We start from the raw sequence: 14,977 nt of genomic DNA, 5'->3' as shown, positions 1-14,977 counted from the left end.
GTTACATATTATTTAAAGCATCTACCAATTGAGTCTTTTTATTTCTACTCAATGGAATCTCATAGGCTCCCACTTCAACATTTTTACTGTTAAAGCGATCTATTTTGTCAAGATTCACAATATAAGATTTGTGAATTCTTAAGAATTTACCTTCTGGTAATTCTTTTTCAAATGCTTTCATTGTAGATAAAACGACTAGGCTATTTTCTTCAGTTACAACTTTTACATAATCGCCTAATGCTTCAATCCATTTAATATCCTTAATATAAACTTTACGTTTTTTAAGATTGCTCTTCACAAAAATGTGTTCGCCATCTGTTTCGTTAAAGTCTAATTTTAATTTATGCTGCTCAATAGCTTTCTCTACAGCAGTATTAAATCTTTCTTTAGTAATTGGTTTTTGAAGATAGTCGGTAGCGTCGTAATTAAATGCTTTAAAAGCATATTCGGTTTTACCAGTAACAAAAATAATTTGGGGTTTGTTGTTGAGTACATCTAATAGCTCAAAACCGTTTAATACAGGCATCTCTATATCTAAGAAGATAAGATCAACCTTGTGTGTATTAAGACCGTTTTTCGTTTCTAACGCACTGCTGTACTCTGCAATAAGATTAAGCGAGGAATGGTTCTCGATTAACTTTACTATAGAGAGACGCTGAATCGCAGAATCATCAACAACTACACAGTTTAAAGTCATAACATTTATATTTTATTAGGTTAAGATATCGACAATAGTACAATATTTTCGGTTAAAAAACAAATTTTACCGACAAAGTGTAATTTTTAACATAATTTTTTGTGCATAAAAGCACGATATTTTAATAGTAAAAACGTTGCTAGAATTAGAATAAATATGTATTTTTGCACCCGTTTTAATAACAAACAAATAAATTATTATGAACAATTATGAAACTGTTTTCATCTTAAATCCCGTTTTATCTGAAGATCAGATAAAGGAAACAGTGAAGAAATACGAAGATTTTCTTGTTTCTAAAGGTGCTAAGATGATAGCCAAAGAAGATTGGGGCTTAAAAAAGCTGGCTTATCCAATCCAAAACAAAAAAAGTGGTTTTTATCACTTATTTGAGTACCAAGTAAATGGTGAAGCTATTGAACCTTTAGAGTTAGAGTTTAGACGTGACGAGCGTTTTATGCGTTACTTAACTGTAAAATTAGACAAGCATGCAATTGCTTGGGCTGAAAAAAGAAGAGAAAGAAACAAACAAAAAGCGTAAACTATGTCATCAATAGAACAACAAGCAAAAGGAAAAAAGGATGGTGAGATTAGATATCTTACACCATTAAATATAGAGACTACAAAAGCAAAGAAGTACTGTCGTTTTAAAAAGTCTGGTATCAAGTATATTGATTATAAAGATCCAGATTTCTTATTAAGTTTTGTAAACGAACAAGGCAAACTATTACCAAGACGTTTAACAGGAACTTCTTTAAAGTATCAAAGAAAAGTATCAGTGGCAGTAAAAAGAGCTAGACATTTAGCTTTAATGCCATACGTTGCTGATTTATTAAAATAAAATATCATAACAATGGAACTTATATTAAAACAAGACGTTGAGAATTTAGGATTTAAAGACGATATTGTAACAGTTAAGAACGGTTATGGTAGAAACTATTTAATTCCACAAGGTCAAGCTGTAATGGCAACACCTTCAGCTAAAAAAGTTTTAGCAGAAACTTTAAAGCAAAGAGCTTTTAAAGAAAAGAAAGTTATCGATGAAGCTAATGCGACTGCAGAGGTATTATCTGGTTTAGAAATCAAGATTGCATCAAAAGTAGGTGCTGGTGATAAGCTATTCGGTTCTGTTAACAATATTGACTTAGCTTCAGCTTTACAAAAAGAAGGTCAAGAAATTGACAAAAAATACATCAATGTAATTGGTGGTAATGTAAAGCGTTTAGGAAAATACAATGCTATTATAAGATTGCATAGAGAAGTTACTGTAGATTTACCGTTTGAGGTGGTTGCAGAAGCTTAATCTTAAGACTATTATAATTAAAAACCGTTTAGTTTACTAAGCGGTTTTTTTATACCTCATTAATGTACAAGTACATTCTCATTTTCGTTTTATCATTTGTTGTGATTTCATGCAAATCCAACAAAAGTGAAACAGTAGCTAAATCTAAACTTGTTGAAGTCTTTAGGGCATCTAACAAGAATTATCCTAATATCAGTGTACATCGTGGTGGAAAGGATATTTTTAATTATCCTGAGAACTGCCTTGAAACTATACAATTTATCAACGATAGTATTTCGGCAATTTTTGAGATTGATATAGCACAAACAAAGGATGATAAATTGGTACTAATGCACGATAATTCTATCAACAGAACTACAACAGGTAGCGGATTAGTTAGAAAAATGACGTATAAGCAGCTTTCAAAATTTAACTTAATAGATGATTTTGGCAATAAAACCTCGTATAAGATTCCTTTGTTTAAGGATGTGTTAAAATGGTGCAAAACCAATAATGTAATTCTTACTGTTGATATTAAACGCAGTGTAAGACAGATTGATGTTATAAACGCTATTAAAGAGGCTAATGCTGAGGATATATGCGTTTTGATTACGTATGATGTGGCTCAAGCTAAATCAGCTTTCAAGAATGCTCCTGAACTATTATTGTCTGTCTCTGCAAGAAACAATGAAGAATTTGAAAGGTTATTGCAATCCAAAATCCCAACAGAAAATATGCTTGCATTTACAGGGACACGTTTGTCACCTCAATCCTTGTATAAACGCCTTCATCAAAATGATATAGTTTGTATACTCGGTACCCTGAGTAACTTAGATAGACAGGCAAAGGCTAGAGGAAATCAATTATATGAGACTTGGAAAGCTATGGGGATTGATATCATTGCAACAGATAGACCTTTTGAAGCTTTTAAAGCCATTAATTGAGAATTTTCGTTGATAACTTCGCGTTTAGGTTAATAAACTATTGTCATTTTTCTTCATAATTAGGTTCTAAAAAATTAATTTTAGTGAGTATTAACTAACACTATTTTTAATAATTATGAAAAATTATGTTTTTGTTATTTGTTTGTTATTTGTCTCCCTGTCTTTTGCACAAGTAACAACATCTAATATTAAAGGTCTCATTCAAGAGGAATCGTTAGAGCCATTATTTGGTGCCAATGTAGTAGCTGTACATACACCTACCGGTACAAAATATGGCGCAATTACAAATATTGAAGGTCGCTATAACCTATTAAACCTTAGAGTTGGTGGTCCTTATACCTTAACCATTAGCTATGTTGGTTTTGAAACTAAGGTGTTCTCTGACGTCTACTTAACACTAGGGATAACAGAAAATATTGACCATGTTATGCAATCAGGCAGCGAAGAATTGGAAGCTGTTGTTTTAACTGGTACTACTTCTGGCACATTTAGTAGTGATCGAACAGGAGCCGAAACTAGTGTTGGAAGACGCGAAATAACTAGACTACCTACTATTTCTAGGTCTGCATCTGATTTTACCAGATTAGAGCCTTCTTCTACGGGCAATTCCTTTGGTGGAAGAAATGACCAGTTTAATAATTTTTCGTTAGATGGTTCTATTTTTAATAATCCATTTGGTCTAGATTCTCCTACACCAGGAGGACAGACTGGAGCACAACCAATATCTTTAGATGCAATTGACCAAATACAAGTTTCTTTAGCACCATATGATGTTACACAATCTGGATTTACAGGTGCAAGTGTTAACGCGGTTACAAAGAGTGGTACTAATGAATTTCACGGCACAGTATATGGATTTTCACGAAACGAGAGTCTTACAGGCGATAAAGTAGATGGTGATTCTGTGTTAAGACCTGAACTCGAGCAAAATCAGTTTGGATTTAGTATTGGTGGACCATTAATAAAAAATAAACTCTTTTTCTTTGCAAATTTTGAAAAAGATCAGCGTACTGATTTAGGTACAAACGGATTCTTTGCAAGAACAACTCCATCTGGTAGTGGTGCAGCTGGAGAATCAAGAGTTCTAGAGTCAGATTTTCAATTGGTTGATAATATCCTTAGACAAGTATCTATAGGTGGTGGTGAATTTTATAATCCTGGTGCATACGAAGGTTTTACTTTTGATAGTAACTCCACTAAAGGTATATTTAAGTTAGATTGGAATATTAATGATAAAAACAGATTAGCTTTTATCTATAATTTCCTTGAAGCTTCTAGAGAACAGCCAGCTCACCCATCTGCATTAGGTTTTAGAGGGCCAGGTCCAAATCAATTGCAGTTCCAAAATGCTGGTTATCAAATCAATAATAACCTTGATTCATTTCAATTAGAATTAAATAGTGATTTAGGCGATGGCGTGAGTAATAAATTTCAAATTGGTTATACACATTTTGATGATTTTAGAAATCCATTATCGACACCAGCACCCACTATTACTATTTTAGAGGGGGGTGCAAACTATATAATTGCTGGTCATGAGCCATTCTCAATAAACAATAACTTAGATCAAAAAGTGTTTCAATTTACAAACAATTTAAACTTTGTAAAAGGAGACCATACCTTCACGGTCGGTGTTTCTTATGAGAAATTTGAATTTGATAATTCATTTAATTTAGGTGCTTATGGCGCTCAAGGGGTGTTCTTCCCTACTGCAGATATCCAATCGTTTAGAGATGCAGCAGGTGATCCAGCAGCAGAAGCAGGATTAGTAGCATTTTATCAAGGTTTATTTAATGATGCTATTGCTGCAAACAGTTCTTTGAATGCAGCAGGTTTAGGAAATCCTGGAGGATGGGCATTAGCAGAGACTAACGTTGGTCAATTGGCTTTTTATGCCCAGGATGAGTGGAATGTTACAGAAGATTTTAAATTGACCTATGGAGTTCGTTTTGATAGACCATTATATTTTGATACAGCTACAAAAATACAAGAGAATATAGATAGAAAAGGTGGTGTGTTTAATCCAGCTGATTTCTCAGGAGGTACTTACCAACCAACTATAGATTATTTTGATCCTGAAACAGGAGAAATGGTTAACCTAGATTCTACAACCTTACCATCAAATAGTTTATTGGTTTCACCAAGACTTGGATTTAATTGGGATGTTAATGGCGATAATAAAACGCAGATTCGTGGTGGAACAGGATTATTCACAGGTCGTTTTCCTTTTGTTTGGTTAGGTAACCAAGTACAAGGTGTAGATTTCTTCTTTTATCAAGTTGTAGATCCTGACTTTAAATGGCCACAAGTATGGCGCACAAATTTAGGTGCTGATCATAGATTTGAAAATGGTCTTACCTTAACTGCTGACCTTTCATACACAAAAGATGTAAATGGTGTCCATGTACAAAATTGGGCATTAGATGATCCTTCAGGAACTTTACAAGGTGTTGATAACAGACCGGTCTACGAAGCTTCTGATATTGCAACAAACGAATTTGGTGGACCAACAAATGCCTATGTATTTACAAACTCGGATAAAGGTAGAATTTGGAATGGTACGTTGAAAGCCCAAAAGACATTTGGTGATGGTTTCTATACTAGTTTAGCTTACAACTATTTAAATGCTAAGGATGTAAACTCCATAGAAGCAGAAATTACGGGTGATGCTTTCGCGGGAAATGCAATTTCTGGTAACGCTAATGATGATGTATTATCTTATTCTAAGTATGGCGACACACACCGTTTTATTGGTGTAGGATCAAAGAAGTTTGAATATGGAGATGGCAAATTTGCCACCACAATTTCTACGTTTTTTGAATATGCTAGAGGTGGTAGATTCAGCTATACTTATGGAGGTGATATCAATGGTGATGGATCTAATTTTAATGATTTATTGTACATACCTACAAGTGGTGAAGTGCAACAAATGACGTTCTCAGGTCCGGGACAGGCGGAGGCTTTCGAATCGTATATTCAACAAGATGATTACTTAAGCGAAAATCGCGGTAGCTATGCTGAACGCTATGGAGCACTCTCACCATGGAGAGGGCGTTGGGATATTAAAATCTTACAAGATTTTAATTTCAAAATTGGTGAGAAGACACACACTTTACAGTTTAGTGCAGATGTACTGAATGTTGGTAATTTAATCAATAGTAAATGGGGTGTTGTAGAGGTGCCAAATAGTATACAACCAATAGGTGTATCTGTAGATGCTAATAACGACCCAACGTATACTTTTAATGGTAATCTAACAGAAACTTTCAGTGCGGATGTAAGTCTATTGTCAAGATGGCAAGCACAATTCGGAATTAGATACATATTCTAAAAGTTATACAGCTTTATTTATTACATTTGCGCTCTTATTTTTAAGGGCGCTTTTTTTATGAAATATACCAGACTTACAAAAGAGCAGTTTGAAGAATTGCACCAAGAATTTATCAATTTTTTGGCGACACAGTCCATTACGGCTAATGAGTGGGAAGATTTAAAGAAAAACAAGCCCGAATCTGCAGAGCAGGAACTAGATGTGTTTAGTGACTTAGTTTGGTTTGGTGTGTTGAGTAAAGTTGAATATTTAGAGCATATCTCACCTCAACACATACATTTATTTAAGTGTAAAGAAAAAAACATGCACCTCATTGCTCTGAAATTAAAACATGACCAGGTGGACTTAACAACAACAGAAGGGTTTCAATGGTTGCGTGATAATCTATTATCTAATGATATAGAATTCTTTAATGCGAACAAAGATTATTCTGACGACAAGCACTTAGATATTTTCAAGCTAATTCAATCAGGTGCCAATATCACTAAAGGTGAATTATTTCAGTATTTCGAAAAATTAATAGGTCAGTAATTGTATTACTCGTAGCGTAAAGACTCAATTGGATCTAATTTGGCCGCTTTTGTAGCAGGATAAAGCCCAGAAATAACAGCCACAATAAACGCTATACTTGTAGCCCAAATCATTGCAACCCATGGAGTGGAGAACTGCAAACTAAATCCAGATGCAACTGCCCAGCCGATTAAGATACCTAGTAATATTCCTAATAGACCACCTAATTGACCAATAATAATGGTTTCCATAAAAAATTGAAACGCAATGGTTCTGTTTTTTGCACCTAAAGCTTTGCGCACTCCTATTTCTCTTGTTCTTTCCGTAACTGAAACCAACATGATGTTCATTAAAGCTATAGTCGAACCAAAAATGGTTATAATACTAATTATCCAAGCGGCTATATAAAGTGCAGCTGTGTTTTCAGCAACTCGATTAAGAAGATCGTCACTACGTTCTATCCCAAAATCATTATCTTCTACTGGGTTTAGCCCACGTATGTTTCTAAAGGTTAAAATTGCATCATCTTGGGCCGCTTCAATCATATCTTGCTTATCAACCTTGATACTTAAACCATAGTTTATTCTAGGGTTGGTAAAAATTGATCTTGCCTTTTGTATTGGTATAATAGCTCTTAAATCTTGATTATTTCCAAATGTGGCACCTTTTTCCTTTAGTACTCCTATGATTCTGAATTTTGAACCTCTAACACTAATTACCTTATCAATAGGGTTTTCTTCGGGAAATAAAGCTTTTTGCAAGTCGCTTCCAATAACTGTAACCGCATTACTGTTTTCAATATCAAATACGTTAAGGGATCGTCCGTTCTCTACTTCAAGTCCAGAGTTTTCTATAAAATTTTCATTTGCACCCAAAATAGTTACTTCGGGATCAGTCTTAATATTTTCATATTTAACCTCTGCTGAAATGGTACCAGTAAAAACTACAGCAACCTTTGTAAATGGATAGTTATAGTTATCTTCAAATTCCTTTACATTTCTATAATTGATAACAGGGTTTAATTTCTGGCGCTCTCTACTGCTTTGACGTTGCGCTGTAAACTCATAGCGTTGAATGTTAAATGTATTGGATCCCATGGAAGAGAAATTACTAGAAATTGTATTTTCTAATGCTGATACACCACTTAAAATACCAACAAGGGCCATAATACCAATGGCAATAATTAATACAGTTAAGACGGTTCTTAAAAGTTGACTTTTTATCGAGCCAAAAGCAATCTTAACATTTTCTCTTGCTAATGAAAACATAGAATTTCTCTAATAGTTGGGTTGTTTAAAAGTATAAGACTACTGAAACAGCATAAAGTTACTATAAAATCAAAATATCTTGGTTATGCCTTTAAAATTTATAATATTTTTGTGAAAAATTAATTGAGAATATGGCGCAAAAACCAAGTATCCCTAAAGGAACAAGAGATTTTAATGCAACTGAGGTAGCAAAGCGAACTTATATCGTAGATACGATTAAGAATAAGTTTGAGGTTTTTGGTTTTCAACCAATTGAGACTCCTAGCTTTGAGAATTCCGATACCTTAATGGGAAAATATGGAGATGAAGGTGATCGATTGATTTTTAAGATTTTAAATTCAGGAGAATACCTCAAAAAAATATCAGATGATGATTATTCATCAAAATCAGAGCAAAAACTAACACCGAGAATTTCAGAAAAGGCACTTAGGTATGATTTAACTGTACCTTTTGCGAGGTATGTAGTACAACACCAAAATGAAATAGAGTTTCCTTTTAAACGCTATCAAATTCAACCTGTATGGAGGGCAGACAGACCTCAGAAAGGACGTTTTAGAGAGTTTTACCAGTGTGATGCTGATGTTGTTGGATCTACATCATTATTTCAAGAGATTGAGTTTATTCAGCTTTATGATGCAGTATTTGACGTTTTAAACCTTAAAGGTGTAACCATTAAAATAAATAACCGCAAAGTTTTATCTGGTATCGCTGAGGTTATTGGTGCAAAAGATAAACTTATTGATTTTACGGTTGCTTTAGATAAACTAGACAAAATAGGTAAGGAGATGGTCAAAGCAGAAATGCTAAGCAAGGGAATTTCTGAGGAGGGAGTTGCAAAACTTCAGCCATTGTTTGAACTAACTGGTGACTTTGGAGACCAAATTAAAAGTTTAAAAGCTATTTTAATTAATTCAGAAGAGGGATTAAAGGGTATTGAAGAACTTGAGTTTATCAATAAAGCTACTGCTGAATTCAAACTTAAATCTGCCAAACTGGAACTTGATGTGACACTGGCACGCGGGCTCAATTATTACACAGGTGCCATATTTGAGGTTTCTGCACCAGAAGGAGTTAAGATAGGTTCAATAGCAGGTGGAGGTCGCTATGATGATCTTACAGGTATTTTTGGACTGAAGGATATGAGCGGTATTGGTATTAGTTTTGGATTGGACCGTATTTATTTGGTACTTGAAGAATTGGGCCTGTTTCCTAATACCATAACAGCATTTACAAAAGTATTATTCATAAATTTTGGTGAGACGGAAGCCATGGCTTGTCTAAAGGCTGTTACAAAACTCAGAGAATTTGGTATTAAAGCCGAGTTGTATCCTGATAAGGCTAAAATGAAAAAACAGATGAATTATGCTAATCGCAGAAATATACCATTTGTTGTTTTAGTTGGTGGTGAGGAGTTAAAAACAGAAACCTTTACCTTAAAAGATATGAATAAAGGTTCGCAGGAATCTATAACTTTTAATGAATTGCTAGAAAAAGTTAATTAATAAAAAAACCCTGACATAATTATCAGGGTTTTTTGAGGTTAAGATTTAAGATTTGGGGCAAAATTATTTTACCAGGACTTTTTTAGTTGATACCGAACCGCTTGCAGTATACAGCTTAATGATATAAGTTCCGGTACTTAAATTCTCAACGTCATATTCAGAGTAACCGCTCTCTGAAATATTTTCTAACTGTTTTACCAACTGTCCCATGATATTGAAGAGTTCAATTGAAGTCACCTCAATAAGGTTGGGATTAATCAGTACAATTTTTTCTATGTCGTTAGAGTAGACAACGTCTAGGGTTTTGTTTTCTTGATCGTCAATACCGAGCAGGTTATTTGTGCCAAATGTAATTTCGAAACGATCTTGATACTCACCTTCGTTTAGGAAAATCGAGTAATCGCTTTCCCTAAGATCGTGGTAGATTTCCAGTACCTTGTCGTGTAGATAGATGTCAACATCACTGGGTACGTTCTTCAGCTTGTCAATGGTTATGGTATTGGTGCCATCTGAATCGGTCTTGACACCCAACGGATACACCGTATCAACGTTTGCCTCGCTGTTGGCCTGTACCATATATGCCTCATCGTTTATAATCCAGTACATATCATCTATCTGTTCTTCGCTAAGAACGGCATCATAGGCCCAATCCACGCCTTCGGTAGTATTTTCGTCTATAGTAAGCAAAAGTTGTCTATGAACGGTATTAACCGAGTTGAATCCTATTCTGAACTTCATTCTATCGTCAGAGGTTTGGTTGTCACTAGAGTTCTGTGCAGACATGTTTCTTACGAATACGGACGATGCACCGCCTTCTTTCTGAAATACGCGCTGACCGTTGTTAAAGTTAATTGTTCCCGAGTTTTCGGCTAAGACGAAGAACCCTTGACCAACAGGTATGTATCTTCCCGGCAATTTGGTAGGTGTTCCGCCAGTACCGACATCAGGATCGTTCGTTCCCATAGATGCCGCGGCAACGGCACCAGAGTAATTATAGGTAGCGTAACCACCTTGGTATTGTTGTAGTACGTGAGAACCGCCTCCCCAATGTTCCCAGAAGTAGAGCGTACCGCTCAATAACGGGTCAGTTTCAGGATTAGAGCCTGGGTCTATATATTCCAGTTCAGGTCCGTTGTCCCTTATAAACTGATCGGCATCGATGGCAGAGGCGTATGGGTTACCTACTAGGTAATTGTTGCCTGCAGTTATTGTTAGGTTAATATCTCCATTATTAGGTTTTCCTAGATATACATAGTTTTGCTCGTCTAATATAGCACCGGTACCAGGTCCTTTCATTGTAAATCCTTCACCTGCTTTAAGGGATCCTGTGCTTCTTACGTGCTGCCATGACGAATAATCACCAGCTGTCTGATTTGAAAACTTCCAAATCCAATAATCTGCTATGGTCACAGGATTTGTAGCAGCGCCGTTATACCCTGAGCTAGTGAAGTTTACAGCGTTGTTACCGTCATAGAATATATCTTGCAGTGTATAGCTATAGTTGTTGGTGGCGATATCCGTATCTCCCACAGGAGCGGACCAGTAGTTATAGGTAAAGGTATCGGCGGTACCTTGCTGGTCTCTTTCCAGTTCGCCATTTACGGCAACTAAAAGATCAGAATCTTCTTCCTGTATCAGCTGAGACTCACCTTCAAGGTCTAACTTGCCTGTAAGGCTTAGGTAATGCGATATATTGATACCGTTACCTGTATCAGTACTGTTGTTACCATCAATGGTCAATTCATTAGCATCTACGTACAATCCTAGAACCGTTCGAACATCATTATTGCCTGCTGGCAGAGATGAATTGTCCATGGTAATATCGTGTGATGTCCTAACGATATTCCAGTCTACCGTAATTGTATTGTCAACAATTGATGTTGTGCCTGGTAAGGCAATGACATCACCATTAGCCCAAGTAGCATCTAAGTCCCAATTACCATTTTGAGTTGACTCGTATGGGAGCGGTGTCGTTTGTCTGTCTACGGTATCCAAGTTTCTTAATGCGCCGTGATTATTATTACCAGACGCATCATCAGTATTGGTATAGGTGTAAATACTCATCGGATAATATCCTGCCAAGTCAGACCAAGGGATTGCATTTGCATCATTTCTCGCAATAGAGGTTGGTAATTCATTACCCATTACTTGACCGGAATTATCCGATATTTCTTGATTCATTACAAAGCGCAGTTCGTCAGCTGAAAGTGCAGAATCCCAAACTCTGACTTCGTCGATATTTCCTCTAAAGAACTGTGTAGGCGCGTTTTTACCTGCTGCTGCAATATAGAAGTTCTCGTCCGTAGCTACTGGAGCTGTCAAATTTCCAGAGTTATCTTCAACACCGTCAATATATAATGAGATACGAGTGCCGTCATAAATAGCGGCAACTTCGTGCCACTCATCATCAGGAATACTTGTATTGGATATTAAACTTTGATCAGAGCCATTTTTCCAAATAATTTCAATTCTGTTGTCGTTTAATATTCTCAAATCATACCCTTGTGTAAATATTACGTCTCGTTTAGAAACAATTGAAGCTGTTCCGGTATCAGCTGCATCTCTTTTAATCCAAGCAGAAATTGTAAACTCAGCAGGATTAAGATCTAATCGGTCATCAACATCAATATAGTCCACTGTACCGTCAAAATAAACAGAGCGTTCAGCAATTACTTGAGGTGCATAGCCAAAGGTGACGTATTTTGTGCCATCGAAGTCATAAGAGGTTTCAAGGTTGCCGTTACCATCAGATATCATAACGCGATAATCTGCCGTAGGATCAAAAACACCTGTATCTGAAATAAACATATAGTAATGTCCTGGAGGTGTTGTATTTCTAATCGCATTTTCTGGGATACTGATTTTGACTTCTGGTATATCGCCACCGGTTTCATTGAACTTCCACGTACGTTGCATTGCTGTAAATGATACGTTTGTTGTTAAAGCAGGTGTACAACCTGCACTCATATTTACTGTAATTGTAGAGGCTGCTAGGTCAAGGTCAGTACCGTCATTTGCCCATACCAAGAATTCTTTATCCTCTAAGGACGTTGCATTTAAATCTTTATTTTCTTTATTAGTGTCATAAATATCAGTAAGCCCTACGGTTAGAATGCCTTCAATAGGTCCTGTACCATCAACGGCATCATTTATACTACTGGATTGTTTTTGGTTTAATTCAGAGGCATCGTCCCTGCCAATACCGGCAACATCATAATTATAGGCCCCACCATCTTCAGATTGGTCCCAAATTACGGTACCGTCACTATTAACATAGTCTTGCGATGTACCATTAATACCAAGCGTAATACCATATTTTATTGCTAGATAGGATTGAATTCTGTTTCTGGCCTGAGTGGCATCACCGTCATTTTGAGTTGAAGAGTAGGTAATAACCTCTGCAATTCTGCCATCAAAACTACCATTCCAGTACTGGCTTCGGCCTAACCAGTATCTGGTATTACTAATAGACGCAAAATCTGGTAAATCGTTCGATGTATTGGCTATAGAATTATTATTAAGAAACATGTCCATATTAGTTACTGAAGCGTTATCTCTTATATTGATAATTCCGATTTTATTGTAATCATTTATTCCAGAGGTGTCAGATCTGCCATAGCCATTACTTCCTGATGTTGTGCCAATACAATATGTAAAATATTCTCCAGAAAAACGTTGTGTATAATTTCCATAACCAAATCCCGTAACATCTTCGTTTTGTGTATTATCTTCAACAGGATCCGAACTTGTGAAGGTATCTAAAGGGATCATGCTTGTGGTAATCGTTGGATCTGGCATAATAACAACGAACATATCAGTACTGTTAAAACCTCCTGTTCCTGTTAATTCGTCTCTACTTCCATCGCTAATTATATAAGTTAAATCACGATTTGCAGTGTTGTTATTATTTTCGAATTCAATAACAGGGTTAAAATTAAAGTTATTAGTAGAATTATCTCTATATACGGGCTCTAATCCGGATACCATTGTAGAGGCATGGTTTCCTTTACCATTATCAAACCATTCTGAAACTAGAGCACCGTCTATATCCTCTTCAATACCATCAATCATGTTTGCTTTGAGCCATAAATCTAGATTTGAAGTAACACCGCCGGGACCATGGGTTGGGCTATTATAAATAGTACCTTTTATTGTAATGTTATCAATATAAACTTCATCATCATTTGCACTGGCATTACATCGTATTCTAAATCGAGAAATTGTAGATGCTGGAAATGTGTATTCACTACTTTTAAGAGTTACTATTTTAGAGTAAAAAATGGGACTAGATGTCGTTTCAAAATCAGCACTTTTTGCGCTAATAGAACCTCCTTCGAATACCTGTACTGTTGTCCATGTACTACCGTTATCATCACTATATTCAATCATGAATTCTTCTGTGTCTTCAACACTATTTGGAGCAAAGAAGAATTTAAAATCAACTTTATCATAATCTGACAAATCGAATGCCTGAGAGTCAAAAGATGAAGCTGATCCTGTGGCATCGTCGTCTCTTACCCTGAGACTGTAATTACCTTCGTACGACCATGTGGAGTTATTAACTCTTGAGGCATCCGCACCCCCCGAACTCCAGCCGTCCAAGCCACTTTCTAAATCAGTGGAATGTATTAATACAGTCCCTGGACCAGGTGGTGGTGGGCCTTGCGCTTTGATATGATAAGGCATTGTCAGAATGACAAGGAATACCCATAGCAAGTTTAGAACTATACGGTTCATTAGCGGTTAAATTTAGATTTGGGACTAAATCTGATACAATAATAGAATATAAATCTATAAAATGCAAAAAAAATCGATGAAACGCATACGTAAAATGTAAATAAATGAATTCCAATAATTTAATTTTCATGAGTTTTAAGGGAGAATAATTATCAAAAACCAAGAAAAACCTACAAATGTGAAGCTAATTAATAAGGATTTTATAAAATTTATATTTTATGCCAGATACCGTCTGCATCTAGGTAAAAACTTCCAATATGGTTAAAATTACATTCTTCTGGTGAAATTATTGAAAGGAAAGTGGAGTCATTTTCTCTAATATAAAGATGGTAATTTTCACCAACCACAGGTTCAAAATTAAAGGAAGCACTATATACCAAATTGTTATACTCATACTGTTCCATCATTTTATCATATTCAGATTTGAGTTCATTGTACTTGGCCTGTATATGCTTATTGACCTTATTAATATTATTGGTTTTCCAAGCAATGGAATCTGTTGATGTGATAACAGGCGCGACCAAATCAGTGGCATAAGGCTTTATATTTGCCTCATAACGTCCAGTTTCAGTATTAAAGACAACTTGATCTGGTTTCTTTTCTTTTTTCACCTTATAAAACAATTGTATTATTGTCGTGCAAAGTTAAGTAATACAATTACAACTGTAGATAGCTTTAATAATTTCTTATGAAGGAAAAATTTTGGAAT

11 protein-coding genes are annotated in these 14,977 nt (G+C 35.6%); 7 read left to right on the top strand and 4 right to left on the bottom strand.

Going from position 1 to position 14,977, the window contains the following annotated elements:
- Position 1: 1 nt before the first annotated feature.
- Complete coding sequence (locus DUZ96_RS06895) at positions 2 to 697, bottom strand: LytTR family DNA-binding domain-containing protein (protein WP_076620930.1); 696 nt, start codon at positions 695 to 697, stop codon at positions 2 to 4.
- A 199-nt stretch (positions 698 to 896) separates the two neighbouring features.
- Between DUZ96_RS06895 and rpsF the strand changes: the two genes are divergently transcribed.
- The 6 genes from rpsF (at position 897) to DUZ96_RS06865 (ending at position 6,782) form a co-directional block, all read left to right on the top strand.
- Complete coding sequence (gene rpsF / locus DUZ96_RS06890) at positions 897 to 1,235, top strand: 30S ribosomal protein S6 (protein ID WP_114301208.1); 339 nt, start codon at positions 897 to 899, stop codon at positions 1,233 to 1,235.
- Between the two features lie 3 nt (positions 1,236 to 1,238).
- The gene (rpsR, locus tag DUZ96_RS06885) at positions 1,239 to 1,535 is read left to right on the top strand and encodes a 30S ribosomal protein S18 (protein WP_114301207.1); all 297 of its coding nucleotides are present in this window, start codon (positions 1,239 to 1,241) and stop codon (positions 1,533 to 1,535) included.
- 12 nt (positions 1,536 to 1,547) lie between these two features.
- Positions 1,548 to 1,997 (top strand): 50S ribosomal protein L9, encoded by a 450-nt coding sequence (gene rplI, locus DUZ96_RS06880; protein ID WP_114301206.1) that lies wholly within the window; start codon positions 1,548 to 1,550, stop codon positions 1,995 to 1,997.
- A 62-nt stretch (positions 1,998 to 2,059) separates the two neighbouring features.
- Complete coding sequence (locus DUZ96_RS06875) at positions 2,060 to 2,920, top strand: glycerophosphodiester phosphodiesterase family protein (RefSeq protein ID WP_114301205.1); 861 nt, start codon at positions 2,060 to 2,062, stop codon at positions 2,918 to 2,920.
- A gap of 115 nt (positions 2,921 to 3,035) precedes the next feature.
- The gene (locus tag DUZ96_RS06870) at positions 3,036 to 6,251 is read left to right on the top strand and encodes a carboxypeptidase regulatory-like domain-containing protein (protein WP_114301204.1); all 3,216 of its coding nucleotides are present in this window, start codon (positions 3,036 to 3,038) and stop codon (positions 6,249 to 6,251) included.
- Positions 6,252 to 6,308: 57 nt separating this feature from the next.
- Complete coding sequence (locus tag DUZ96_RS06865; protein ID WP_114301203.1) at positions 6,309 to 6,782, top strand: DUF6495 family protein; 474 nt, start codon at positions 6,309 to 6,311, stop codon at positions 6,780 to 6,782.
- Between the two features lie 5 nt (positions 6,783 to 6,787).
- Here the strand turns inward: DUZ96_RS06865 and DUZ96_RS06860 are convergent, their stop codons facing one another.
- Positions 6,788 to 8,029, bottom strand: a complete 1,242-nt coding sequence (locus DUZ96_RS06860) for an ABC transporter permease (RefSeq protein ID WP_114301202.1) — start codon at positions 8,027 to 8,029, stop codon at positions 6,788 to 6,790.
- A gap of 131 nt (positions 8,030 to 8,160) precedes the next feature.
- Here DUZ96_RS06860 and hisS point away from each other — a divergent pair, with 131 nt between their 5' ends.
- Positions 8,161 to 9,531, top strand: coding sequence for a histidine--tRNA ligase (gene hisS / locus DUZ96_RS06855; RefSeq protein WP_114301201.1), 1,371 nt, complete (start codon positions 8,161 to 8,163; stop codon positions 9,529 to 9,531).
- A gap of 63 nt (positions 9,532 to 9,594) precedes the next feature.
- Here hisS and DUZ96_RS06850 read toward each other — a convergent pair whose 3' ends face one another.
- Together DUZ96_RS06850 and DUZ96_RS06845 are read right to left on the bottom strand one after the other, a co-directional pair.
- Positions 9,595 to 14,268, bottom strand: coding sequence for a LamG-like jellyroll fold domain-containing protein (locus DUZ96_RS06850; protein ID WP_114301200.1), 4,674 nt, complete (start codon positions 14,266 to 14,268; stop codon positions 9,595 to 9,597).
- A gap of 209 nt (positions 14,269 to 14,477) precedes the next feature.
- Positions 14,478 to 14,879, bottom strand: a complete 402-nt coding sequence (locus DUZ96_RS06845) for a DUF2452 domain-containing protein (RefSeq protein ID WP_114301199.1) — start codon at positions 14,877 to 14,879, stop codon at positions 14,478 to 14,480.
- Positions 14,880 to 14,977: the final 98 nt, after the last annotated feature.

Source organism: Winogradskyella sp. KYW1333, assembly GCF_003335675.1.
In the GTDB taxonomy this organism is placed as follows: domain Bacteria; phylum Bacteroidota; class Bacteroidia; order Flavobacteriales; family Flavobacteriaceae; genus Winogradskyella.
This window is presented reverse-complemented; position numbering and strand designations above follow the sequence as displayed.